This is a genomic window from Rhizobium sp. MHM7A (genome assembly GCF_005862215.1).
GTDB lineage: Bacteria > Pseudomonadota > Alphaproteobacteria > Rhizobiales > Rhizobiaceae > Rhizobium > Rhizobium bangladeshense.
Genome location: NZ_VCHT01000010.1, coordinates 1 through 24,883, shown reverse-complemented (window position 1 = coordinate 24,883; position 24,883 = coordinate 1). Strand labels below are relative to the sequence as shown.

Below are 24,883 nucleotides of genomic sequence, written 5' to 3'. Positions count from 1 at the left end.
GCACTGCATCGCCCCTGCCCCGTCCAGGAGGCTTCCCAGGGCGCCCGGCACAGAGCGCTTTCACATTCCACCGTCACTAAAGGAAGCTCATGAGCCGTCTTATCGTCGTTTCCAATCGTGTCCCCATGCCGGCCAAGGATGGCAGCGCCGCTGCCGGCGGCCTCGCCGTAGCCTTGCAGGCAGCCCTGCAGGCCCGCGGCGGCATCTGGATGGGATGGTCGGGAGAGTCAAGCGGAGACAGGGAGCCTGGCGCGCTGTCACTACTGCAGAAGGGCAACATCACCTATGCCCTGACCGATCTCACCGACACTGATGTCGAGGAATATTATCGCGGCTTTGCAAACCGCGTCCTTTGGCCGATCTGTCATTACCGCCTCGACCTCGCCGAGTATGGCCGGAAGGAAATGGCCGGCTATTTCCGTGTCAATCGCTTCTTCGCGCATCGGCTGGCGCCGATGATCGAGCCTGATGACATCATCTGGGTTCATGATTACCACCTGATTCCGCTGGCGGCCGAACTGCGGCAAATGGGGCTGAAGAACCGGATCGGCTTCTTCCTGCACATTCCCTGGCCGCCGGCCGACATTCTCGTCACCATGCCGGTCCATGAAGAAATCATGCGCGGCCTCTCCCATTACGACCTCGTCGGCTTCCAGACCGATTACGACCTCCAGAACTTCGCCGGTTATTTGAGAAGGGAGGGCATCGGCGACGACCTCGGAAACGGGCTATTCGATTCCCATGGGCGGACCTTCAAGGCCGGCGCCTATCCAATCGGGATCGAGACCGCTGCTTTCGCCGAATTCGCCGAGAGCGCGGCAAACAATGTCATGGTGCAAAAAACCCGGCGCAGCATCGAAGGGCGCGATATGATCATCGGCGTCGATCGCCTTGATTATTCCAAGGGCATCATTCAGCGGCTGGAAGCCTTCGAACGCTTCCTCACCAGCAATCCTGCCTACCAGAACAAGGTGACCTATCTGCAGGTCACACCGAAATCGCGATCGGAAGTCCCCGAATACGAGCATATGCAGAAGATGGTCGCCGAACAGGCAGGCCGCGTCAACGGCGCCATCGGAACGGTCGACTGGGTGCCGATCCGCTATGTCAACCGATCGATCAGCCGAAATGTGCTCGCCGGCCTCTACCGCTTGGCGACGATCGGACTGGTCACGCCGTTGCGCGACGGCATGAATCTCGTTGCCAAGGAATATGTCGCCGCCCAGGATCCGGACCGGCCGGGCGTCCTGGTGCTATCACGCTTCGCCGGCGCAGCACGGGAGTTGAAGGGTGCGCTGCTGGTCAATCCCTACGATGTCGAAGGCACGGCCAATGCGCTTGCCCGCGGCCTTGCCATGTCGCTCGAGGAGCGCCGAGACCGCTGGAGCATGATGATGGAACATCTGCTCTCTCACGACGTCTCGCTGTGGTGCGAAAACTTCTTGGGGGACCTGGTGACCGCTCCCGAGCTTCCCCGGACGGTCGCCTGACCGGTCGGCGTCCGCCTGTTATCGCATGGAGGTTCTAAGCGGTAAGCCCGATCTCATGGGCCCACGGCGGATTGGCGCCGGCGCGGGAGACGGTGACGGCGGCCGCCTTGGCGCCGAGCGTCAGGGCGTTGCGCACCGCCTGTTCGTCGAGCGAGGCGACCTGCCCTTTGGTCAGCAGATTGTCCATCTTTAGCGAGGCCAGCACGCCGGCGTCGAAGGTATCGCCGGCGCCGACCGTGTCGACCACGGCAACGCGCTCGCTCGGCACCGTCACCTTGCGGTCCCTGGTATAGCCGGAGGCGCCTTCCGCGCCCTTGGTGATGACGACGAGCTTGGCGCCATGGGCGAGCCAATGGGCGGCAAGCGCGTCATGGTCGCCTGAGAGACCAAACCATTCGAGGTCCTCGTCGGAGAATTTCACGATGTCGGATTTTGCCGCCATGCGCCGGATGCGCGCCATATGCGCCTGCTTGTCCTTGATGAAACCCGGGCGGATGTTGGGGTCGAGCGAAATGACGCGCCGGGCGGCTTCCCGGTCGAGCAGTGCTTCGTAGGTTTCGCCGCAGGGGCTCGGGATCAGACTAATCGCGCCGAAATGCAAGGCTTCGCAATCATCGCCAAGCGTCGGCAGGTCGGCCTCGGTGATCATGCGGCCGGCCGTACCCTCATCGTAGAAGGCATAGGTCGCCTGACCGTTGACGAGTTTGACGAAGGCGATCGTCGAGGGCCGCGGGGTGATAGCGCATGGGCTGTAATCGACGTTGGCGGCCTTCAGCGTCGCCAGCAGGATTTCGCCCATCATGTCGTCGGCGATCCCGGTGAAGAAGGCGGTGGGAATGCCGAGCCGGCCAAGCGCGATGGCGGTATTGAAGATCGCGCCGCCGGCATAGGGCGCGAAGCCCTTTTCACCAAGTGTCGTGTCCCTCGGCAGCATGTCGATCAGGGCTTCGCCGCAGCACAAAATCATCGGAATCCTCCCAACAGCATTTCTATCTTCATCAACCGCTTAAGTGAGCTTTTGTCAACTGGTCAGAGCGAAAGCTCACTAACTCCACCGTTCCGTCCCGACCAGGCGAGCGGCGCATCGAGGAAGGCCTCGACCTCTTTAAGGGTCTTGTCGTCGAAAAGCTTCTGCTCCCTGGCGACAGCCAGAACATTGCGCCAGGTGGCAATGTGATGCAGCCGGACCTTGCCGTCGGCGAAACGCTGATTGCCGAAAATACTGTAGAAGAACAGCGCCATGCCGTGATCGACGATGCCGCCGGCGGCCCGGATGGCGTCGATGAACTTGAACATGCTGCCGCCGGCCGTCGTCAGATCCTCGATGACGAGCACGCGCGAGCCTTCCGGCATATTGCCTTCGATCTGGGCATTGCGGCCATGACCCTTCGGCTGCTTGCGGACATAGATCATCGGCAGGCCGAGGCGGTCGGCGAGCAGGGCGGCGAACGGGATACCGGCGGTCTCGCCGCCGGCGATGCAATCGAACTGCTCGAAGCCGGCATCGCGCAAGAGCGTGCTGGTGGCGAAATCCATGACCGTCGAACGGATGCGCGGGTAGGACAGCAGCTTGCGGCAATCGATATAGACCGGGCTCGCCATGCCGGAGGAGAGCTTATAGGGCTGAGCCGCATTGAAATGGACGGCCTTGATCTCCCAGAGCATCTTGGCCACCAGTTCGGCCATCAGGGCGCGGTCGGGAAATGCGGTCTGGATCATCGGGCTCTCCTTCGGCTTTGTGTCCCTGCGGCAATAGCAGCAAGAGCCGGCGGTTTCCAGACACGGGCGAAGCTATTCACTTCAGCAGGCGGCCGATATCGGCAATCTGCATCTTCTTGAACAGAGCGATCGCCTGGGCGCCCTCCTGCTCGTCCAGCGAAACGGCATAACGAACGGCGGCGGCGAGAAGCTGCATCGTCAGCCGCGCGATCGCCAAGAGCTCCCGGCGTTCACGCTGCGGCCACAGGCGGACGAGCACGGCGAGGAAGGCCTGGGCATGAAATTCCATGTCCTCGGCATCGACCTGCTGCAGCAGCTTGTCGGTGTGGGTCGCATGCCAGATGTCGCGCATCACCGGCTCGCGGCGGAAGAAGGCGTAGTATTGGTCGACGATGTTGGCGAGCACGCCCTGTACGGCTGAAGCATCCTCTACCTTCGCCAGCTCCCCTTTCACACACCGCCTGCCTTCTTCGTTGAAGCGCTCGGCCAAGGTCCGGATGATCGAGCTCTTGTCGGGGAAATACTGGTACAGGGCGCCGAAGGAGAGACCGGCCTTTTCGACGATCTCGCTCATCTTCAGGCCGTCGCTGCCATGGCTTTCGATCAATTCGGCGGCGACAGCGAGGATCTTTTCGAAGCGGTCGCGGCCACGCTGCTGACGCGGGATACGGCGAGGCTGGCCAGTCGACTCCTGCTGGCGCCTGCGCGTTGCGACCGGATGCTCGGACATTCTCTCTCCTTTTCGAAGTTGACAAACAAAATAAGAGAGATTATCTCATTTTGCAAATGAGAGAGTTTCTCTTGTTTTCGAGCTTGGGAGGAGTTCTAAATGCAAACTTTCGAAATCGTCCTCGTCGGCGTGTCCGGAAAGACGGGCGGGCGCATCTTCAAGCGGCTGGAAGGACGGGGCATCACCATCCGCGCGGCATCGCGCTCCAGCGCACGGCCCTTCGACTGGGAGGACAGGTCGACTTGGCGCGGCGCGCTTGAGGGCGCTTCAAGCGCCTATGTCGCGTTCCAGCCGGACCTGGCCGTCGCCTGGGCGGCGGAAGCGATCGCAGCGCTCGCCAAGGTCGCTGTGGAATGCGGCCTTGAGCATATTGTGCTCCTGTCCGGCCGCGGCGAAGAGGGCGCGCAGCGGAGCGAAGCGGCGCTGATAGCTTCCGGCATAGACACCACCATCCTGCGCGCCTCCTGGTTCTGCCAGAATTTCAGCGAAGGCGCCTTCCTGGAGCAGATCCTCGCTGGCCGCCTGCAATTGCCGGCGGGCACGATCAGCGAACCTTTCATCGATGCCGACGACATTGCCGATGCCGCCGTCGCCGCGCTGACCGATCCTGGCCATCGCAACAAGACCTACGAACTGACCGGCCCGCGGGCGCTGAGCTTCCCGGAGGCAGTCGGCGAGATCGCCGCGGCCGCCGGGCGGCCGATCGAATATGAGCAAGTGTCGATGGCAGATTTCACCAGCGGGCTTGCGGATGCCGGCCTGCCACAGGGCCTGATCGATCTTCTGGAGGAGCTTTTCGGCCAGGTGCTCGATGGGCGCAACTCCAGCACCACGGGGGGCGTCGCTGAGATACTTGGCCGTCCCGCCACCGATTTCAGCGAATATGCCCGCCGGACCGCCGCAACCGGTACATGGAAGGCCTGACCATGCAGATCATCCTGATCCTCTCCCTCGTGGCCGCGGCGATCGGCAGCGGCTTGGTCGCCGGCATCTTCTTCGCCTTCTCGACCTTCATCATGACCGCCCTCTCGCGGATCCCCGCCGAACAGGGTATTGCGGCGATGAACTCGGTCAATGTGACGATCCTCCGTTCGCCCTTCATGGGCCTCTTCGTGCCGACGGCGATCCTCTGCCTCGTCATCGCCGTTCTCGCCCTGATCGACTGGCGCGGTGGGGCATCCGCGCTGATGCTGACCGGCGCCGCCCTCTATCTCCTCGCTTCCTTCGCCTCGACCATCATCTTCAATGTGCCGATGAATGATGCGCTGGCGAAGGCCGCGGGCAACGGCGCTGAAGCGGTTCAGCTCTGGAACACCTATGTCAGGGACTGGACGTGGTGGAACCATGTGCGCACCATCGCCTCGCTGCTCGCCTCCGTCGCCTTCGTGCGGGCGCTGATGATCGTCTGAAGAAAGGCGGAGGCATTCAAGGAACAGCGTGGCGGCGTATCTTTCGAGGCGATCCTACGGATCGCACCTCTATGAGGCAGAGTGGAGCGGGTGCAGCTTCACTCCCGCTCCCGCTTCGGTCACCGGCTCCGGAAAGCGCGCCAGGCGGAGATCACGGCGAGCAGCAAGAACAAGCCTGCCAAACCAGCCCGCAGAGAACCGCTCGTCGTTGTTTAAAGAAGCTCGCGGCCTCTCAGGCGCAGCCAAAATGGTTTTCCTGCCCTGATCGTGCCTCACTTGAAGCCGTCAGCCGAAATGTGGCATCGTGCGCGATACCTCGACGGGCCCCGTCGGCTGGGGGCCGGCGAGCTCGGCCCGGCACTGACGCTCTTTAGCGGCGGGTCTGCACACGATGGCGGCGTCCAAGCTTCGAAAGCCAAGCTGCGCTGACGACTACGTCTGCTCGCAAAAGACGATGCGATTGCTGAAGGGATCGATGACGGTCATCTCCAATCCCCAGGGTGCTTCGTCGACGCCGGGCTTCATGTAACGGTAGTCTTTGCCGGAGAGTTCGGCGTGATAGGCGCGGACATTGGCGACGCGGACGAAGGCCTTGGCGCCGGGGCTTGCGTCGCCGGAATGTTCGCTCAAGTGCAGCGTCATACCCTCGCGCGAGACCTGGCAATAGAGCGGGAAGTTTTCGCCGAAACGATGTTCCCAGTCGAGAGTGAAGCCGAGGAAGCCGCAATAGAACTCCATCGCTTTTTCGACCGAGAAGATGCGGAAGATCGGCATCGGCGGCTCGATGCCGATGGCGGAGCGGCCGGCACCCGCCGCGTCGATCCTGGCCGAGAGGATATTCCATTGCTCGAGCCCGAATTGCCGGGCGACGATTTCGAGCGTCTCGCTGTGGGTGAGAGCAATATTGCGGTCGGCCAGGGCCTGCCGCAATGTCTTTGCCATGAGCTTGGCATCGCGAAAATCGCGCATAGTGGATCCTTCCGTCGGCGGCAAACAGGACGATCAGTGCCCGCGTCTGCTGACCCGTTCGCCATCAATCGCCAAACGGCAAGGGATGTGAAGGTATCTCTGAATGCATTCACCATAAACGCCGGAGCGTCGCGGGGCGGCTGGCCGCATCCGGCCAGAAGCGAGGTTATGAGAGGATCCACACGGAATCAAGACGCCGTGCGCGATGCCTCGAGGGGCACCGCCTGCAGGTGGCCGGCAAGCTCGACGCGGTTGCGGCCGGCGCGCTTGGCGGCGTAAAGCGCCTTATCGGCTGCACTCAGCATAGTGTCGAAATCCAGTGGCTGCGAGCGGCCGGGCGCAACGCCGACGCTTACTGTGCATCTCAACACCTCACCGTCGATCGGAATCTCTCGCGCCTCGAAGGCCCTGCGGATCCGCTCAGCCGTCTGTTCGGCCCGGCCTGGCATGACTTCCTTCAGCACCAGCGCAAATTCTTCGCCCCCGAGCCTCGCGGCGGTATCGCCGGGGCGGCAATTGGCGGCGAGTTCCTCGGCGAAGACGGTGATAACGCGGTCGCCGCTCGCATGGCCATAGCGGTCGTTGACGGATTTGAAATGGTCGATATCGAAGACGATGATGGCGGTGGTCGATCCCATCGGCCGCGTGCCATATTGGTCGAAGACGGCACGACGGTTGAGCAGGCCGGTCAACGGATCGGTGATTGCCTCGAGACGATGGCGGGCGGCAAGCCGCCATTGGTGCAGGGCCAGCGACAGTGCGCCGATCCCGGTCATGCCGGCGATGCAGACGGCAAGGCTCAGATCTTCCGCCCAGTTGCTGGGCGCCTTGCCAAGCACCAGCTTGCCATCGGCAATCAGCACGGCGGCGCAGAGAACGAAGGAAATTGCAGTCAGCGTGTAGAGCGCCGCAATGCCGAGAAGCGGCGCCGGCGCTTCGGCGCGGGCAAGCCAATATTGCCGGGCGGTGGCAAAGAGCAGCAGGGCGATGGCGAGATTGTCGGCGATGAAGGCGAGGCCGTCATAACCCGCGATCATCGGCACAATGGAAGAGACCATTGCCGCCAGCGCTCGGAGCGCGACCGACGAAACAGCCAGGCGGCCGGTGAGGAACTGTTTGCCCGCACCCCAGATGGTGGCGAAACCGGCATGGAACAGCACGAAACTGCCAATGGCAAAGATTATCTCCGGCCGGTTGACATAGGCGCTGTAGACAAAAATGCCGCTGACGACGAGGACGAGGCCGATGGTGGCGGTGAGCAGCACGGTTTCGGCCCGGCGCACCAGCCAACCGCCCATCAAGGTCACTGCAAGGCAGGCCGCGGAGACGCCGAGCGCCAGCAATAGGGAGTTGTAGTCAAGCATCATGCTTCTTCAGTCTCCGCAGCGGTCGTCGCGCCAGATGATCGGCAGCTCAGGGGTTCCCGCGAGGAGGAATGTCTTATGCATCCGTTAACAAATGATGCATTGCACAATGAAAATGTTACGCGACTAACGGCTCGCCGCAACTTAAAATGAATATTCTATTTAAAATAGAAAAATATGCAGGAGCATCCTACGCCACCACCTGCCAATGCAGGGGGAACATCGGATCAAAGACCGTCACCGGGCCGGCGCCGGTTTCTATCTTGGCGGGAAAGATGACCGGCTCGGCCTGCCTAATCAGCGTGATCCGTTCCTCGTTCGGCGACAGCCTGTACCAGGCCGGCCCGTTCAGCGAGGCGAAGGCTTCGAGCCTATCGAGAGCGCCCTCCTGCTCGAAGACATGGGCAAGGCAGCTCATCGTGTTGATCGAGGTGTAAATGCCGGCGCAGCCGCAGGCGCATTCCTTCAGCGGATCGACATGCGGGGCGGAATCGGTGCCGAGGAAGAAGCGGGCGTCGCCACTGGTGGCGGCCGCATGCAGCGCCAGCCGGTGGTTCTCGCGCTTGGCGACCGGCAGGCAGTAATAATGCGGGCGGATGCCGCCGACCAGGATGGCGTTGCGGTTGATGATCAGGTGGTGGGTGGTGATCGAGCCGGCGAGATTTGATTTGGCCGCCTTGATGTAGTCGATGCCGTCTGCGGTTGTCACATGCTCCATCGTCACCTTCAGCTCCGGCAGGCGCCGGCGCAAGGGATGGAGCACGGTATCGATGAAGACCGCCTCGCGGTCGAAGATATCGACGTCAGGCGTCGTCACCTCGCCATGGACGCAGAGCGGCAGGCCGATCTCAGCCATGCGCTCCAGCACCGGCATCGCCTTTTCCATGTCACGCACACCGCCATGCGAATTGGTGGTGGCGCCGGCGGGATAAAGCTTGACGGCGGTGATGAGCCCGCTCTTCGCACCCTCCTCGACATCGTCGGGGCTGGTGTGTTCGGTCAGATAAAGCGTCATCAGCGGCTGGAAGCGGTGACCGTCCGGCAGCGCCTTGAGGATGCGTTCGCGATAGGCCTTCGCATCCGCCGTGGTGACGACCGGCGGCACGAGGTTGGGCATGATGATGGCACGGGCGAAGGTGCGGCTCGTATCGGCGATCACGCCTTCCAGCATGGCGCCGTCGCGCAGATGCAGGTGCCAGTCGTCGGGACGGCGGATGGTGATCGATTGCATGGCAGGCCTCCGAAGCGATGCGTCTGCGGCCTGATAGCACTATACCCCTGAAGAAAACAATTGTCGCGGCATCACGCCAGCGCGATCTCCAGCGTCACGTCGGCCGGGCGCCGGTTTTCGAGGATCAGCCGGCCGTTCGGCAGGTCGTTGCCGTAGACTTTGGCGCTGGCGGCCTCCTCGCTCAGATTGTAGCCGCGCCAGCGCGCCCAGAGCCGCTCCTCGAGGACCTCGATCGGCGGCGCCAGCATGATCGAAAAATCGAAGATGCCGTCAAGTTCGGCCCATTTGCCCTGCGTAAAGAGCAGATAATTGCCCTCGACGATGATGAAACGGTCCTTGGGATCGATCGGCCGGGCGGAAGCGATGGCGAGCTCGCGCGAACGGTCGAATACCGGCGCCAGAACCTCCTGGTCGGCCGCCCTGACCGCACGGATGATATCGAGGAAGCCCCTGACATCGAAAGTTTCAGGGATGCCCTTGCGCGCCAGCAGACCGCGTTCGATCAGGATGGCGTTGTCCATGTGGAAGCCGTCCATCGGCAGGACTGCGGCGCTTTCGCCTTTGGCTTTCAGCGCCGCCGCTAGATTGTCGGCCATGGTGGACTTGCCCGCCCCCGGCGGCCCGGCGACGGCGATCAGGAACCGTCTGGCATCGCCGGCGCGGGAGAGCACCTCGCCGGCGATGTCGTCGATGCGTACGCTCATGCCGCAACGGGCTCCGTCGGAACCGCCTTGGCGCCGGTCATGAAGGCGACGGCATCCGACATGGTGTATTCCTTCGGGTTGATCACCGTCAGGCGCCGGCCGAGACGGTGGATATGGATCCGGTCGGCGACCTCGAAGACATGCGGCATGTTGTGGGAGATCAGCACGATCGGCAGGCCGCGGGCGCGCACGTCGAGGATCAGTTCCAGCACGCGGCGGCTTTCCTTGACACCGAGAGCGGCCGTCGGTTCGTCCATGATGATGACCTTCGAACCGAAAGCTGCGGCGCGGGCGACGGCGACACCCTGGCGCTGACCGCCCGACAGCGTCTCCACCGCCTGGTTGATGTTCTGAATGGTCATCAGCCCGAGTTCCGAGAGCTTGTTGCGCGCCAGCTTTTCCATAGCGGGCCGGTCGAGCATGCGGAACAGCGAGCCGAGCGGCCCTTTTTTGCGGATCTCGCGGCCGAGGAACATGTTGTCGGCGATCGACAGCGCCGGCGACAGAGCGAGGTTCTGGTAGACGGTCTCGATGCCGGCTTCGCGCGCTTCCATCGGCGAGCGGAAATGCACCTGCCGGCCCTCGAGCGTGATCACGCCCTCGTCGGGGGTGACGGCGCCTGAAATCGCCTTGATCAGCGACGACTTGCCGGCGCCGTTATCGCCGATGACGGCAAGGATTTCACCCGGATAGAGGTCGAAATCGGCATTGTCGAGAGCGGTTACACGTCCATAACGCTTGACGAGGCCGCGGGCGGTGAGAATGGGTTCGACAGCCATGGTCACACCGAAACCTTTCTGATCCACTGATCGATGGCGACGGCGGCGATGATCAGCACGCCGGTCAAGAGGACTTTCCATTGCGGATCGGCGCCGAGCATGTTGAGACCCATCGACACGACGCCGACGATCATGGCGCCGAACAGCGTGCCGAGAATGGAACCGCGGCCGCCGAAGAGCGAGATGCCGCCGATCACGGTCGCGGTGATCGCCTGAAGGTTATAATCGGTGACCGCAGAGGACGGCGAGATCGAGCCATTGCGGCCGATCGACACCCAGGCGGCGAAGGCGGCGATGACGCCCGACAGCGTATAGACGGTCAGCAGCACCCGCTTCGTCTGGATACCGGAAAGCTTCGCCGCCTCCGGATCGTCGCCTACCGCATAGACATGCCTTCCCCAGGCAGTGTGATTGAGTACATACCAGAGCAGCAGGACGAGCAGCACCATGGCGATGACGCCGAGGGTGAGCACGGCGGTGCCGAGCCTGAAGCTAGCCGCGAAAAGATGCAGCAGCGGTGCCTGTGCGTCGACATCGGCGTCGCGGATCGTCTCATTGGCGGAATAGATGAAATTCGTCGCCATGACGATGTTCCAGGTGCCGAGAGTGACGATGAAGGGCGGCAGCTTCATGAAGGCGACGAGGAAGCCGTTCAGCAGGCCGCAGAGGCCGCCGACCAGAAGGCCCGAAATCACCGCGATCGGCGTCGGTATGCCGTAGGTGATGGCGACATTGCCCATGATGACGGCCGAGATCACCATGATGACGCCGATCGAAAGATCGATGCCGGCCGTCAGGATGACCAGTGTCTGGGCCGCGCCGAGAATGCCGACGATGGCGATCTGCTGCAGGATCAGTGTCAATGTGTAGGACGAGAAGAACCGTCCGCCGATCGTTGCCCCGAAGATGGCGATCGCCAGCACCAGCACGATCAGCGGCACGGCGGCCGGCGTCGAGTGCAGAAAATGCTGCGCGCGCTTGATCAGCGGGACGTCCTGGTGCTCGAAGGAGGCGACGTTCTTGTCGCTGCCGTCGAGGACGCGTTCGAATTCCTGTGCTCCGGTCATGGTTCCTCCTCCGCATCCGCGCGCCGAACCCGCGCGGAGGCCGTCACTCCTGTTCATCCGTTCGTTGCTTAGCCGGTGGAGCGACGGCACATCGTCCGTCCAAAACGGCCGAGGATCAAGCCCCGGCCGTCTTCTGTTTCAAGAGATCGGGCTCAGCCCCAGCACTTGTCCGTGCCTTCCTTGGTGTCGATCGATTTGACGCCGGAGACCGGCTTGTCGGTCACGAGCGAGACGCCGGTGTCGAAGAAGGACTTGCCTTCGGTCGGCTTCGGCTTTTCACCCGAGTCGGCGAACTTCTTGATCGCCTCGATACCGAGCGACGCCATCAGCAGCGGATATTGCTGCGAGGTGGCGCCGATGACACCTTCCTTGACCGACTTGACGCCGGGGCAGCCGCCGTCAACCGAGACGATCAGCACGTTCTTTTCCATGCCGACGGCCTTCAGCGCCTGGTAGGCGCCGACAGCGGCCGGCTCGTTGATCGTGTGGATGACGTTGATGCTCGGATCCTTCTGCAGAAGGTTTTCCATGGCCTTGCGGCCGCCTTCCTCGTTGCCGTTGGTCACGTCATGCCCGACGATGCGGCTGTCGTCTTCGTCGCCGATCTTGTCCGGGTTCTTCGGGTCGATGCCGAAGCCCATCATGAAGCCCTGGTCGCGCAGAACGTCGACCGTCGGCTGCGACGGCGTCAGGTCGAGGAAGCCGACTTTGGCGTCCTTGGCCTTGTCGCCGAGGGTTTCCTTGGCCCACTGGCCGATCAGCTTGCCGGCGAGCAGGTTGTCGGTGGCGAAGGTGGCATCGGCGGCATCGGCCGGCTCGAGCGGCGTGTCGAGCGCGATGACCAGCAGACCGGCGTCGCGGGCCTTCTTGACCGCAGGCACGATGCCCTTGGTGTCCGAAGCCGTCAGCAGGATGCCCTTTGCGCCGTCGGCGATGCAGCTTTCGATCGCTGCGACCTGGCTTTCGCTGTCACCGTCGATCTTGCCGGCATAGGACTTCAGCGAAACGCCGAGTTCCTTGGCCTTGGCCGTCGCACCTTCCTTCATCTTGACGAAGAAGGGGTTGGTGTCGGTCTTGGTGATCAGGCAGGCGGAAACTTCAGCCGCCATCGCCGGAGCGGAAAAAGCGACACCGAGCGCGAGCGCGCCAAATGCGAGAACTGATTTCTTCATGAACTCCTCCCAGAGTTTGCCGGCGCCGCCCCTGCGGGCCGGAATTTTCAGAATATGACACTTCGCTTCAGTCGCGATAGCTCCAAAGCTGCCGGTGCCCTTGACGACGGCAATTAAGAGCGAAAGAAATCCGCTTGTCAATAAATAAATCCAATTGAATTATTAATTCGATGTGGCATGCTCGATAGAGTTACAGTGTACAGCGCCGCGCGTCTCAGACGCGACGAACGCGGTACCGCTTTGAGCTGCTGCATGTTTTCACATCGCCTCCGATGAGGAGAATGCAGGAGGCGAACGCTCGGGAGGAGCGGCCATGTCGTCTTTGGATGGACCGGAACACACACCGGTTCCGCCGCCAATTCTAAATCCGGCCGGTGGTGCGAATCAGGTCCGGGTGCGCGCCTATAACGAACGGCTCGTGCTGTCGCTGGTGCGCCTTTACGGCGCACTGTCGAAGGCCGATATCGCGCGCCGCAGCGGGCTTTCGGCGCAGACCGTCTCGGTCATCATGCGGGTTCTGGAAAAGGAAGGGCTGCTGTCGCGCGGGGCGCCGGTGCGCGGCCGTGTCGGTCAGCCGTCGATCCCGATGCATCTCAATCCCGACGCCGTCTATTCCTTCGGCCTGAAGATGGGCCGGCGCAGCGCCGATCTGGTGCTGATGGATTTCGTTGGCCGAATCCGCATGCAGTTGCACCAGACCTATGCCTACCCGCTGCCGCAAGACATCCTCGCCTTCGTCACCGCAGGCATTCAGGAGATCGAAAGCCGGCTCGACGACAAGCAGCGCAGCCGCATCGCCGGCCTCGGTATCGCCGCCCCGTTCGAGCTGTGGAACTGGGCAGAAGAGGTGGGGGCGCCGCCCGGCGCCATGGAGGTCTGGCGGGATGTCGACCTGCAGGCAGATATCGCCGCGCGCGTCTCCCACCCCGTCTTCCTGCAGAACGATGCGACCAGCGCCTGCGGGGCCGAACTCGTCTTCGGCGTCGGCCCCTCCTATCCCGACTTCGTCTATTTCTTCATAGGCTCCTTCATCGGCGGCGGCATCGTCCTGAATTCGGCGATCTTTTCGGGCCGCACCGGCACGGCGGGCGCGATCGGGCCGTTGCCCGTGCGCGACAGGAACGGCAAAACCAAGCAGCTGCTCGAAATCGCCTCGATCTTCGTGCTGGAAAACATGCTGCGCGAGCGCGGCATCGATCCTGAGCCGCTCTGGTATTCCGCCGACGACTGGGTGGATTTCGGGGAACCGATGGAGGCCTGGATCCAGGATACCGCCAAGGCGCTGGCCCAGGCGATCGTCGCCGCCGCCTCGATCGTCGATTTCAGCGCCGCCGTCATCGACGGCGGCTTTCCCCATTGGGTGCGCAGCCGCGTCGTGCAAGCAACGATCGACGAAGCCGCCAAGCTCGACCTGCAGGGCGTCCTCATGCCCGAAATCATCGAGGGCGCAGTCGGCGCGCAGGCACGCGCGATCGGCGGCGCCAGCCTGCCGATCTTTGCGCGCTATCTCACCGACCAGAACGTACTCTTCAAGGAGGTAGACCATGCTGAAGGGACTTGATCCGCTCTTGAGCCCTGAATTGCTTTTTACGCTTCGGGCAATGGGCCACGGCGACGAGATCGCAATCGTCGACGGCAACTATCCCGGAGTCGAACATGCCCGCCGGCTGATCCGGCTCGACGGCCACCACCTCATCCCGGTTCTCAACGCCGTGCTCAGCGTGCTGCCGATCGACGATTTCGTGCCGGAAGCGATCTTCCGCTCGACCGTCAAGGCCGAGCGCGACAAGCTCGATCCGGTGCATGAGGAAATGATCGACTGCTGCGCCCGCCACGAACCCCATCGCCAGGTGGTGCCGCTGGTCGGCCAGGATTTCTACGGCAGGGTGCGGGCGGCCCATGCGCTGATCCAGACCAGCGAGCCCAGGCTCTATGCCAACATCATCCTGCGCAAGGGCGTGATCTATCCGAAGGAAGCGGGTGCGCAGGCCGAGGTGGACCCCTTTGTGTATTAGGGCGGCGAACGCAGAAAGGGCGCTCAAGACGCTTTCAACGAATGCATAGAGCCATTGTCTTCATGCCCGCCGCGCGGAACCGCGGCGGTGACAGGCACGAGCGCTCACCCGTCGATTTCGACTTCCGCTTCGCAATTCACCGGCGCATTCAATGGAATCGCCATGCCGATGGAAGAGCGGGCGTGGGCGCCGACATCAGGTCCGTACAGCGCCAGGATCAGATCGGAATAACCGTTGGTGACCAGCGGCGTCTCATTGAACCCCGGCGCAACGTTGACCATGGCAAAGACGCGCAGCCAAGCCGTGACCCGATCGAGATCGCCGACAGCCCGCTTGAGGCTCGCGAGATGAGCGAGCGCCACGAGCCGCGCCGACTCGTAGCCCTGCTCCGGCGAAATCTCGGACCCGACCTTGCCGAGCGGCTGCGCCAAGGTCCCGTCGCGGCTGCAGGCGACGTGGCCGGAAATGTAAGCTCGATTGCCGCGCAGGCGAACCCAGGCGAAGGGCAAGCGCAGCCCCTCGCGAACCTTCAAAGGCTCGGGCAGGTCCAGACCCATTTCGGCCAAACGCTGTTCGATGATCGCCATAATGCACCTCCCGTTGTGATCAGTGTGATCAGAGCACGACGCGCCAAAGTGGCGGGGCTTCGCGACCCGGAACCTCTGCACGGTCCCGGGCGATATGCCTCAGGGTACGATCGCGTCGAGCTCCGGCATCAGAACGACGCTCTCATTGGCCGCGGGGTCGTTGCGAGCGCCGAGGAACTCGGCATCTTCGCTGCTGCGATTGACGGCGACATGAGGAACGCCAGCCGGAATGAACAGGTAATCGCCGGGGCGGACCGTTTCGCAGCGTTCGAGCGCTGCTCCCGACCAGATCTCGATCTCTTTGCCCGCGGTCATCAGCAGGGCCGTCTCGTGACCCTGGTGGCAGTGGGCGCTGGTTCGTCTGCCGGCCGGCAGCGAAATCGTTCCGAGCCACAGCATGCTTGATCCGACGCTTTCAGCCGAGACGCCGGAGCGATAGACCGATCCCTGCCTGGCGACATGGCTGCCGCCGGTGCGAACGACGCTCGCAACGAATGTTTCGGATTTCTTCGGTTGCGTTGCTTTGTTCGTCATCGCTCTCACCACTTCGATCGCTGCAATGGCACCAACCCTGCGCGCTCAGCCGGCGCAAGTCCTGAAGCGCAGCCGAAAAAATCCGAAAAGGTACGAAATTGGCGTATTATTTGCGGCCATGAACACGCCGCCCCTTGCATTCGGTCACTTCAAGTTCATTGCCGAGAACGGATGTCTGCTCCGCGACAAGAGGCCTGTCGCCATCGGCGCCCGCGGCGCCTCGCTGCTCGCCACACTGCTCTCGGCACAGGGAGGTGTGGTCTCGAAGTCCGCCCTGATGGACGCCGTTTGGCCGGGATTGGCCGTCGAGGAAAGCAATCTTTCCGTTCAGCTTGCCGCCCTTCGCAAGCTGCTCGGGCCCGCATCGGACGGCAGCGAATGGATCGTCACCGTCCCACGGGTCGGATATAGATTTTCCGGTGTGGTGGAGAGCCGCACCGACGGAGCCGATAGCGTATGGCACGCCGAGACCAGGCCGATCCCCGGGATTGCAGTCCTGCCCTTCGAAAATCTCGCCGGCGATGCTGAAAGACAGTATCTCGCCGACGGAGTCGCCGACGATCTGATCATGGCGCTTGCCCGGTTCAGATGGTTCCGCGTCGCCTCACGTGGGGCGAGTTTCTGCAGGAGGAATGACTCGAAGGATCCGCAGGCGATCGCGCGCGAACTTGGCGTCGATTTCCTTGTGGATGGGGCTATCCGCCAGAGCGGCGATCGAATCCGAATATCGGTGCACCTCGCCGACACTGCGGAAGGCGCCACCGTCTGGTCCGAACATTACGATCTCCAGATGGCCGATCTATTTGCGGTGCAAGACGCCATCGCCGAGCGGATCGCAGCGGCGATCGAGCCTGAGCTGCTGCTGCGCCATGGGCTTCCGGTTGCTCCCCACACCGGCAACATCACGGCCTGGGATCTCGTACGGCAAGGCACGTTCAACTTCCACAAGGTCACACAGCCCACCCACCTTCTCGCACGCCGTTTCTTCCGCGACGCGGCGCAGCTCGATCCCATGCTTCCAGAAGCGCAGATCTGGCGGGCACGGGTGAATGCCGGGCTGATCGCCTACGGCTGGACCGACAACCCTGCGGAGGACGGCAAGGAAGGATTGGATGCGGCGCTGCGGGCAATCTATCTCGACGCGCGAAATCCGTACGCGCATTATGCGCTGGCGATCGTATCGGCTTACTCAGGCCGGCCCGAGCAGGCGATCCTGGCGGCAGAACGGTCGATCGAGCTCGGTTCGAGCTTCGCCCTGGGGCATCTCGTCCTCGGCATGGCGCACCTGTTTTCAGGCGATGCGGCCGGCGCGCGCAGGCCCCTGGCGCACGGCCTCGAACTCAACCCCCACGATCCGCAGAACGGCGTCTGGTTCAGCCTGCTGATGCTCGCACTGTTTTTTTCCGGCGACGTCGGAGGCGCGCTCGAGACCGGGCGTACTGCGCTAAAGGCGCGGCCTGACTGGCCGGCGCTGCTGCGCATTCAGGCGTGCTGCCACGCGGCCGTTGGAGATCGCCAGCAGGCTCGCCGCTTTGCCGCCGCGGCAAGCGATTTTCCCGAAGCTGCCGGCGATGCGCTTGGCCCGTTCAGAGATGGCAACAAGGAATGGGCGCGGCGCCTGCAGGAACTGCTACGCGAGGTGGATCTTCAAACCCGGCAAACTGACTGACCTTCGCTGACGGCGTAGCCTTATGGCCGACGTCGCCGCGCCGGCGCAGCGCTGATCGATCCCCCCGTTTTTCGTCCACGGCCCTCCAGCGTCACTCGTGTCGATCCCATGCGGCCCCATCCGATTTGCGGCGAAGATATGCTTACGCGCAGCGAAACGTCCATGGCTTGGCCCCGGAACGCGCGGTAACCTTCGAAGACTACACTGATATTTGGACTTTGGATCCCGCGCGGCCTCGTCTGGCAGATCGAATTTTCGATGCTTTCACTCCGCCCGAGCGAGTTGTGGCGGAGACCCGCCACCTATGTCGCTGGTGCGTGCGGGGTAGACATCGGCACAAACCGCCGGGAAATCACCACGCATTCAGCACTGCTCGAACCGCTCAAATCTCCCCCGCCGACGGCCCCCAGACATCCGTCAGGGCGAAGCCGCCGGGATGCGGGTCGAAGGGATCGAGGGCGACCTGGGTGAGGCCGAAGGTGAAGCCGCGGCCGGTGATGGTGGGGATGACCGCCGGGCGGCCGGCGACCTCGGTCACCGCCTGCAGGCCGACCTCGAATTCCGAGCTGATGATCGATTTCGAGGTGAAGACGTCGCCGACCTTGGCCTTGCCGCGGGCATAAAGGGTGGCGAGATTGGCGGAATTGCCGGTGCCGCAGGGCGAGCGGTCGGCCCGGCCAGGCCACATGGTGGTGCAGGTGCGCACCGTGCCGTCGGCCTCGGTATCGCGGAACATCACATAGGCAACGCCCGAGATCGCCGGGATTTCAGGGTGAACGACCTTGATATCGCGATTGATCAGCTCTTTCAGGATCATGCCGGCCTGCACGAGGCCAGCGGCATTGGCCTTCTCGATCGTCAGATTGATCTGGCCGACATCGACCAGCGCATAGAAGATGCCGCCATAGCAGAGATCGGCTTTGATCTTTCCCCAATGCGGCGTGTCGATCTCGACGTCGAGCTCATGGACGAAGGAGGGCACCATGGTGAGCCTGACCTTTTCGCATCGGCCGTCGCGGCAGGTCGCCACCGCCTTGACGAGGCCGGCGGCTGTTTCCAGCGTCACGATCGTCTCGGGCTCCTTCATCTCGACGATGCCGGATTCGAGCAAGGCCGTCGTCACGCAGATGGAGTTTGAACCGGAGCTGGCATGCGCCTGGTCTGGCTGCAGAATGATGAATGCAGCGTCGGCGTCCGGGTGCCTTGCCGGCAGCAGCAGGTTGACCGAGCCGATCGGAGCTCCGCGCGGTTCCAGGCACAGGAAGCGGCGGAGCTCTTCGCCTTTCGGATCGGTGTTCAGCCAGTGCAATTGCGCAGCGATGGTTTCGCCGGGGATCTTCGGAACGCCGCCGATCGCGACGCGGCCGATCTCGCCCTCCGCATGAACGTCCAGCAGTTGGATGGTGCGCTTCCATCTCATGTCGAAACTCCAGTTCGGACGCGACGGCGGACGCCGTCGACGCGATTCCCAATCAGTATCGGTCTATGCGGAACGGGGTCATATCGACCGACGGTTTTGCTCCGCTCACCATATCGCCGATCAACCGCGCTGTCGTCGCGGCATATGTCAGGCCGAGATGGCCATGACCGGTGGCATAGAAAACACCCGGCAGTTTTGAGGACGGCGAAATGATCGGGATCGTATCGGGCAAGGCGGGGCGATGGCCCATCCATTCCGTCGCCTCCTCGACCTTCAGACCCGGCAGCACCCGCTGGGCGTGGCGCACCAGCACCCTCGGCCGGCGGAAATCGGGCGCGGCGTCGAGCCCGGCCAGTTCGACATTGCCGCCGACACGGATGCCGCCGGCCGTCGGCGTCACCATGAAGGCGCGATGCGGCCAGATCACCGAATAGCGCATGGAGATGCCCGGCTTCATGATCTGCGTGTGATAGCCGCGCTCGGTTTCGAGCGGAATTGGTTCGCCGAGCTTTGCCGCGAGGAAACGGGTGTGGACGCCGGCGGCGAGCACCACCGACCCGGCCTCGATCCGACGTCCGTCATCAAGCAGGACGACGAGGGTGCCGTCGCCCTTGCGCTCGATGTTCCTCACAGCGCAGGAGACGAAGGCTGCGCCAGCGGCGATGGCGGCGTCAGCCAGTTTGACCACCAGCCCATAGGGATCGCGGATCGACTTGTTGTCCGGCAGCAGCACGGCTTTGGCGATGGCAGACGAAAGGGCCGGTTCATAATATTGGATGGCGCCGTTGCTCAAGACCTCGAATTCAAGGCCGTAGCGCTGCATCATGGCGAGGTGGCCGCGGTCGGCGGCAAATTCCGCCTCGGTCTCGTAAATGGCGAGACAGCCCTCCTCCGTCATCAGCTCGGACGCGCCGATCGCCTGCAGCATCTCCCTCGAATCGCCGAGCGCCCGCAGCGACAGGCTCATGCCGGCATCCTCGATTTCTCGGAGCCGCGACGGGCGGCCGGCCGCAAGGAAGCGCAGGAACCAGGGCAGCATCCGCGCGGCATAGGAAGGCCGCAACCAGACCGGGCCTTCGGGGTCGAGCAACCAGCCGGGGATCTTCTTCCAAGTCGACGGGCCGGAACCGGCGGCGAAATCGAGCGCGATGCTCGCCATATTGCCGAAAGAGGTGCCGCGTCCGGGTTCACCCTTGTCGATCAGCGTGACCTCCAGGCCGCGCCGCTGCAATTCGAAGGCGATCGAGGCGCCGATCACGCCCGCGCCGACGACGACCACCCTCTTCTTCGTCTCTTCCGCCATGCCATCAACCCATCGCCTAACGGCAGACAGGATCGCCGTTCGTCAATCTGATATATCAGATTGACGGTGCTGCCTAGAGAATTTCGGTTTCTCCGAATTACGGAAAATCTTTTCGCGCAATTCCCTCGGAAAGCCGCTTTGCGCTTTTCCCGGCAAAGCCGCTCACGCACTTCTGCTGGAATCATTCTGTCGAATCTTACTGGCTTTCCGGCAAGCCGGCGCCGACGCTGTCCCCTACCGATCCGACGGTATTGTCCATCGACTGCCCGAGGCGCTTCAGCTGGGCATCGTAGTTGCGCCGGGTGCGCGGATCGAAGATCGCGATCGGCGTGCTGACGGCGACGCTGACGGCACTTCCGGCGGTCTGGGCCGCCCCCATCGCCACCGCGCCGACCGCCTCGCCGAGACCGACATTGGAATCGGTGATCGTCTGGCCGGCAATCAGCCGGTCGCCGATCAGCTTCACCACTTCCGGGCTTTCGGCGAATTTGCCGTGGTTCAGCCGGTCGCCGCCCTTGAGCTTGGTGAGATCGAGCACGGTGATGCCGGCGGCTTCAAGCTTGCTGCGGTAAGGTTCGGCGGAAGGATCGATCTGGCCGAGACGATCGATATTGCCCGAGATGCGCCGCGACAACGCCAAGGCGCGATCATCCCGGGAGACGAAGATGGTGAAATGCGGCCGGTCCTTGCCAAGGCTCATGAACTGCCGGCCGAAGACGTCGACATCGAGATCCGGCGAGGCAAGGATGACATTGTTGATCTTCGACGCGACCTGACCGTTGCGGATCGCCATCTGCCGGAGTGCTTCGACGGTCAGCCAGGTGCCCATCGAATGAGCCATGACCGTGACGTCGCCGACGGCGGGATTGGCGGCGGTGCGAGTGAGCAGCTCTTCCAGCGCATCGCGGGAATAGTTGGTGCTTTCCTTATCGTAGTTGTAATCGAAGATGCTGGCGCGCGAAGGCCAGGTGAAGACGACCGGCGCGACGTCGGCATGCGAATCATGGACGATCTGCGCGAAGCGGTAGACGGCATCCTCATAGCGATTGTTGAAACCGTGCACGAAGACGAGCACGCGGCGGCTCTTCGGCATATGGCTCTTCAGCCAGCTCTCGCCCGCCCGCTCGCCCTCGAGCGGATCGACGGAGACGGTTACGAAATCCCGGAGAGGATCGGCCGGCAGCCGTTTCGGCCATTGCACCTGGCCGATCTTGCGATTTGCATCCGGAGGGATCGAGACATCGACCGCGTTGACGGCAAGCCCCGTGCCGCGTTCGCCGGAGAAAAGCACGGCGGGATTGTCGTCGGCAGCGCGCGTCGTCGCCACCAGGAGATCGACCTTCGACGTGCCCGGCGGCACTGTGCCGGCCGCCTGCATGACGCCGACCGGCCTGCCGCCGCAGCCTGCGAGCATCATGGTTGCCACCAGAAGTCCTGCCAAAGCCGCACGCGAGTCGCGCCATTTGCCGATCATGACTAAACTCCAATCGGTTCACGCGCCGGACGGGCGGCACAAGTTCAAATAGTCCGACCAAGCCTGTCGAGTCAAACCGCGCACGGTGAGCAATGCCGGCGCAGTGGCATAAGCAGTATCGGCAACCAACCAATTGGATGGGAAAAAGAAAAGAGCCTGGCGCGGGAGGAGGTGCGCCAGGCTCTTGATCCTAACCGACAACTGGGAGGAGGAGTGTTGTCGGTCCGATGTAAGAGCGCTTGGGAGGAGGAGTGCGCTGCTTACGAAGATAGTGATACCCCATTCATTCGATCAGGAATAGCGAAATTACCGCAATGCAGCAATGCAGTGGATGCAATGCTTGCCACTTCAAGCGGCGGTGTGCGCCACATTTTGCGGCATCTTTGACCGGTTGGTCAAAATTATGCTGAAAGTTATGGCGGCTGCTGCCCCTCATCCGGCTGCCGCCACCTCTGCCTGGGTCGAGCCGCGGGTCTCGCCCCGTCCTTCGGACCCCCGTAAACGGGGCGAAGCGACACGCCGCACCCTCTCAGTTCCCCCTCGCTCTCGCAGGGCACGTCCCCTCTCCTCGTCAAAACGGGGAGAGGGTTAGGATGAGGGCAATCCACGGCGCTCGTTTCCAGCTTCCGCCTCAAGCCGCCTTGAAGAGCTTCCGGCCTTCGGCATCGAGGCCCGAAAATTCCTCATCCGACAGCGTGATGTCCACCGCTGCGACGTTTTCCTCGAGATGCTTGACCTTCGAGGTGCCGGGGATCGGCAGCATCACCGGGCTGCGCTTCAGCACCCAGGCGAGCGCGATCTGGCTGGGGGCGGCATTGTGCTTCCTGGCGATCGTATCGAGCAGCGAGCCCGGCTTGGCAAGGTCGCCGGCGGCGAGCGGATACCACGGAATGAAGCCGATATTGTGCTTGGCGCAATAATCGAGCACGTCTTCACTGGTGCGATCGACGAGATTGTAGCGGTTCTGGACGGTCGCGACCTTGAAGTGCTTCGAGGCCGCCTCGATCTCCGCGACGGAGACTTCGCTCAGGCCCGCATGGCGGATGAGGCCGGCATCGAGCAGCGATCTGATCGCGTCGAACTGCTCCCTGGCCGGCACCTTCGGATCGATGCGGTGAAGCTGCCAAAGATCAATCTGCTCGACGCCGAGATTGCGCAGGCTCTTATGCGCCTGCTGGATCAGATATTCCGGACGGCCGACGGGCAGCCAGATGTCGGGACCGTGGCGGGTCAGGCCGCCCTTGGTGGCGATGACGGAACCCTCGCCATAGGGATGCAGCGCCTCCTTGATCAGCCATTCGGAGACATCGGGCCCGTAGGAATCGGCCGTATCAATGAAATTGACGCCAAGTTCCGGCAGACGTTTCAGCGTCCGGATGGATTCGGCGTGATCATCAGGCTCGCCCCAGATCCCCTTGCCGGTAACGCGCATGGCGCCGAAACCGAGACGGTTGACCTCGATCTCGCCGCCGATCCTGAAGGTGCCTGACTTGGCTGCGTTGTAACTGGACATGATCTTTTCCTCTCTTGGTCAATAAAATTGTTCAATGTCGGTGAAATGGCCGAAGCCGCTCGCTTCGCCAGCGCGGGGATGCCGGGCTGGCGAGGATGGCTTCTGTTCTGAATGTCTGCCGTGTCTGGTGATGCCCGGCATAGTGATGACCCGGCCGCCGCGGCGATATCGGAAATGGGGCCGCTGCGACGCTTGCACATATAGGACGACCCTGCAGTGATAACAGGGAGGGGCCGAAAACTCTCCCTCGACCGGCGCAGCAGCGGTGCGCCGGGATATCGGCCGGGCTGCGTCGAAGCCTGTCGCTTCCGCTCAGGCGTTGCCGCGTTCAGCCGGCCGATTCGCCCGAAAAGGCGGCGACATCGATGTCGGCGTCACGGTATCTCAGGCGCTCGCGTGAGAGTTCCAGCGGCTTGCGCCGCGAGATCCGGTAAACGGACGCCGGCGGCAGGTTGCGAACCGTGCCCCCTATGCGCACGGCCTTGAGGCCGAGGCGGTCGAGGATCGGCCGCGGCACAGGGCAGCGCGGGCCATAGGTAAATTGATAGACTGCACCGCCCGGGCGCATGTAGGTGAAGACGCCGGCAAGGATTGAGGCGATCTTGCGCGGCGACATGGACAGAAGCGGCAGGCCGCTGATGACGGCCCCGACCGGCTCGCCCTCGAAGATATCGGCCTGCGCAAGGTGGGCTGCGTCCATCTGCAATATGCGCGCCGCCGGGAACCGCGCCTGCAGCGCGTCGATGAATTCCGGGCCATACTCGATCAGCGTCAGATCGGCCTCGCTGATGCCGCGGGCGAGCAGCGCCCGGGTGAACACGCCCGTGCCCGGGCCGAGCTCGATGATCGGCCCATCGAGTGCCGCAATTTCGCTGGTCATGATTCTGGCAAGTGAATCACCCGACGGCGCGATGGCGGCCACCCGAAGCGGATTGCTGATCCAGGAGCGGAAAAAATGCAGGAAATCGGAGCATGCAGCCTTTGCGGTCATGACTGTCCCACCTGTCTGAAATTCAATTGAGTATTGATGCGACCATCGCGGCCAGCATGGCAATTCCAAGGCAGACACGTCAATCGCCCTTGTGACCCGGGCATTTACCCACTTTTTCCCACCGGCGGCGTGATTTTGCATCTGTGGCACCTTTTCCCTCCCAGGCGCCGTTGTCTGCAGCGAAAGGGAGCGGCCTACAGGCCGCCCCCAAACAAGGCGCCGAGGCGTCAATAGTTGCAGCCGGAACTGCTGGTCGGGTTGAAGCCGAGCTTGCAACCCATGTTCAGCGGCTTCTTCGGGTTCATCATATAGGGCGAAGCCATGCCCTTCGGGCCGCGTTCACCGATCGAACCGGTCGTGCTCCTGTCGTGCTGGACCCGGGTCTCACCCCGGGCAACCGGCTGCTCGACCGAGCCCTGCTCCGTTGCGCTCGACTGGAGCGGGGCCGCTTGCGCCGCGAAGGTGGAAAGACCGAGCATCGCGCCGATGGCCGCGGCCGCCAGGCCGCTCTTGAACGTCGTGGTCATTGTCGTCTCCTTGGGAGGATCAGGTGAATTTACGCCGAGGAGTTAGGAAGCGGATCTGTCACAATCTACCGCGTCGCAAGAGAGGTCACGAACATGTGAGAGGCGCCCAAAGCAGGAAAAAAGGCGGCATGCGCCGCCTTCAGACTGCTGACAAACCCCTGGCACCGTCCAGGGGTTTATGATTCACTGGGACATGTTGAAGAAACCTGCCCCCAC

General features: G+C 63.0%; 24 protein-coding genes. 6 read left to right on the top strand and 18 right to left on the bottom strand.

Features of this window, described 5'->3' with window-relative positions:
- Positions 1–89 precede the first annotated feature (89 nt).
- Positions 90–1,490: an alpha,alpha-trehalose-phosphate synthase (UDP-forming) gene (otsA, locus tag FFR93_RS26865; RefSeq protein ID WP_138395400.1), complete on the top strand. Its 1,401-nt coding sequence runs from the start codon at positions 90–92 to the stop codon at positions 1,488–1,490.
- A gap of 34 nt (positions 1,491–1,524) precedes the next feature.
- Here otsA and FFR93_RS26860 read toward each other — a convergent pair whose 3' ends face one another.
- The 3 genes from FFR93_RS26860 to FFR93_RS26850 all read right to left on the bottom strand — a co-directional run bounded on the left by FFR93_RS26860 (position 1,525) and on the right by FFR93_RS26850 (position 3,939).
- A complete protein-coding gene (locus FFR93_RS26860; RefSeq protein ID WP_138395399.1) occupies positions 1,525–2,457 on the bottom strand; it encodes a carbohydrate kinase in 933 nt (310 codons plus the stop codon).
- Positions 2,458–2,519: 62 nt separating this feature from the next.
- Positions 2,520–3,209, bottom strand: coding sequence for an orotate phosphoribosyltransferase (locus FFR93_RS26855; RefSeq protein WP_064707833.1), 690 nt, complete (start codon positions 3,207–3,209; stop codon positions 2,520–2,522).
- Positions 3,210–3,285: 76 nt separating this feature from the next.
- A complete protein-coding gene (locus FFR93_RS26850; RefSeq protein ID WP_138395398.1) occupies positions 3,286–3,939 on the bottom strand; it encodes a TetR/AcrR family transcriptional regulator in 654 nt (217 codons plus the stop codon).
- Between the two features lie 99 nt (positions 3,940–4,038).
- Here FFR93_RS26850 and FFR93_RS26845 point away from each other — a divergent pair, with 99 nt between their 5' ends.
- Together FFR93_RS26845 and FFR93_RS26840 are read left to right on the top strand one after the other, a co-directional pair.
- Positions 4,039–4,863: an NmrA family transcriptional regulator gene (locus tag FFR93_RS26845; RefSeq protein ID WP_138395397.1), complete on the top strand. Its 825-nt coding sequence runs from the start codon at positions 4,039–4,041 to the stop codon at positions 4,861–4,863.
- 2 nt (positions 4,864–4,865) lie between these two features.
- Entirely contained in the window at positions 4,866–5,348 is a 483-nt protein-coding gene (locus tag FFR93_RS26840) for an anthrone oxygenase family protein (RefSeq protein ID WP_138395396.1), read from the top strand.
- Between the two features lie 432 nt (positions 5,349–5,780).
- Here the strand turns inward: FFR93_RS26840 and FFR93_RS26835 are convergent, their stop codons facing one another.
- The 7 genes from FFR93_RS26835 to FFR93_RS26805 all read right to left on the bottom strand — a co-directional run bounded on the left by FFR93_RS26835 (position 5,781) and on the right by FFR93_RS26805 (position 12,634).
- Positions 5,781–6,317, bottom strand: a complete 537-nt coding sequence (locus tag FFR93_RS26835) for a glyoxalase superfamily protein (protein WP_064707829.1) — start codon at positions 6,315–6,317, stop codon at positions 5,781–5,783.
- A 188-nt stretch (positions 6,318–6,505) separates the two neighbouring features.
- Positions 6,506–7,684, bottom strand: coding sequence for a GGDEF domain-containing protein (locus FFR93_RS26830; RefSeq protein ID WP_064707828.1), 1,179 nt, complete (start codon positions 7,682–7,684; stop codon positions 6,506–6,508).
- A gap of 187 nt (positions 7,685–7,871) precedes the next feature.
- The gene (pyrC, locus tag FFR93_RS26825) at positions 7,872–8,912 is read right to left on the bottom strand and encodes a dihydroorotase (RefSeq protein ID WP_138395395.1); all 1,041 of its coding nucleotides are present in this window, start codon (positions 8,910–8,912) and stop codon (positions 7,872–7,874) included.
- Positions 8,913–8,983: 71 nt separating this feature from the next.
- Positions 8,984–9,616 (bottom strand): nucleoside triphosphate hydrolase, encoded by a 633-nt coding sequence (locus FFR93_RS26820; RefSeq protein WP_064707826.1) that lies wholly within the window; start codon positions 9,614–9,616, stop codon positions 8,984–8,986.
- On the bottom strand, positions 9,613–10,395 hold the full coding sequence (locus FFR93_RS26815; protein WP_064707825.1) for an ATP-binding cassette domain-containing protein: 783 nt from the start codon (positions 10,393–10,395) through the stop codon (positions 9,613–9,615). The genes FFR93_RS26820 and FFR93_RS26815 overlap by 4 nt, the downstream gene beginning before the upstream one ends.
- 2 nt (positions 10,396–10,397) lie before the next feature.
- Entirely contained in the window at positions 10,398–11,462 is a 1,065-nt protein-coding gene (locus tag FFR93_RS26810; RefSeq protein ID WP_064707824.1) for an ABC transporter permease, read from the bottom strand.
- 152 nt (positions 11,463–11,614) lie between these two features.
- Positions 11,615–12,634 carry a sugar ABC transporter substrate-binding protein gene (locus FFR93_RS26805; protein ID WP_064707889.1) on the bottom strand — a complete coding sequence of 340 codons (1,020 nt, stop codon included), beginning with the start codon at positions 12,632–12,634 and terminating at the stop codon, positions 11,615–11,617.
- Between the two features lie 313 nt (positions 12,635–12,947).
- Between FFR93_RS26805 and FFR93_RS26800 the strand changes: the two genes are divergently transcribed.
- Together FFR93_RS26800 and FFR93_RS26795 are read left to right on the top strand one after the other, a co-directional pair.
- Complete coding sequence (locus FFR93_RS26800) at positions 12,948–14,195, top strand: ROK family transcriptional regulator (protein ID WP_138395394.1); 1,248 nt, start codon at positions 12,948–12,950, stop codon at positions 14,193–14,195.
- Entirely contained in the window at positions 14,179–14,649 is a 471-nt protein-coding gene (locus FFR93_RS26795) for an RbsD/FucU domain-containing protein (protein WP_064707822.1), read from the top strand. Before FFR93_RS26800 ends, FFR93_RS26795 begins: the two co-directional genes overlap by 17 nt.
- A 104-nt stretch (positions 14,650–14,753) precedes the next feature.
- On the opposite strand, the gene FFR93_RS26790 is transcribed toward FFR93_RS26795, so the two are convergent.
- Positions 14,754–15,236 carry a RidA family protein gene (locus FFR93_RS26790; protein ID WP_138395393.1) on the bottom strand — a complete coding sequence of 161 codons (483 nt, stop codon included), beginning with the start codon at positions 15,234–15,236 and terminating at the stop codon, positions 14,754–14,756.
- A 99-nt stretch (positions 15,237–15,335) separates the two neighbouring features.
- Positions 15,336–15,770: a cupin domain-containing protein gene (locus tag FFR93_RS26785; RefSeq protein WP_138395392.1), complete on the bottom strand. Its 435-nt coding sequence runs from the start codon at positions 15,768–15,770 to the stop codon at positions 15,336–15,338.
- 118 nt (positions 15,771–15,888) lie between these two features.
- Between FFR93_RS26785 and FFR93_RS26780 the strand changes: the two genes are divergently transcribed.
- Complete coding sequence (locus tag FFR93_RS26780; protein WP_138395391.1) at positions 15,889–17,439, top strand: winged helix-turn-helix domain-containing protein; 1,551 nt, start codon at positions 15,889–15,891, stop codon at positions 17,437–17,439.
- Between the two features lie 382 nt (positions 17,440–17,821).
- On the opposite strand, the gene FFR93_RS26775 is transcribed toward FFR93_RS26780, so the two are convergent.
- The 6 genes from FFR93_RS26775 to FFR93_RS26750 all read right to left on the bottom strand — a co-directional run bounded on the left by FFR93_RS26775 (position 17,822) and on the right by FFR93_RS26750 (position 24,667).
- Positions 17,822–18,859, bottom strand: coding sequence for a 4-hydroxyproline epimerase (locus FFR93_RS26775; protein WP_138395390.1), 1,038 nt, complete (start codon positions 18,857–18,859; stop codon positions 17,822–17,824).
- A gap of 52 nt (positions 18,860–18,911) precedes the next feature.
- Positions 18,912–20,162, bottom strand: a complete 1,251-nt coding sequence (locus tag FFR93_RS26770; protein ID WP_138395389.1) for an FAD-dependent oxidoreductase — start codon at positions 20,160–20,162, stop codon at positions 18,912–18,914.
- Positions 20,163–20,358: 196 nt separating this feature from the next.
- The gene (locus FFR93_RS26765) at positions 20,359–21,636 is read right to left on the bottom strand and encodes an alpha/beta hydrolase (protein ID WP_064707816.1); all 1,278 of its coding nucleotides are present in this window, start codon (positions 21,634–21,636) and stop codon (positions 20,359–20,361) included.
- A gap of 631 nt (positions 21,637–22,267) precedes the next feature.
- A complete protein-coding gene (locus FFR93_RS26760; protein WP_064707815.1) occupies positions 22,268–23,149 on the bottom strand; it encodes an aldo/keto reductase in 882 nt (293 codons plus the stop codon).
- Between the two features lie 328 nt (positions 23,150–23,477).
- Positions 23,478–24,140: a methyltransferase domain-containing protein gene (locus tag FFR93_RS26755; RefSeq protein ID WP_064707814.1), complete on the bottom strand. Its 663-nt coding sequence runs from the start codon at positions 24,138–24,140 to the stop codon at positions 23,478–23,480.
- 227 nt (positions 24,141–24,367) lie between these two features.
- Entirely contained in the window at positions 24,368–24,667 is a 300-nt protein-coding gene (locus FFR93_RS26750) for a hypothetical protein (protein ID WP_138395388.1), read from the bottom strand.
- Between the last annotated feature and the right edge of the window lie 216 nt (positions 24,668–24,883).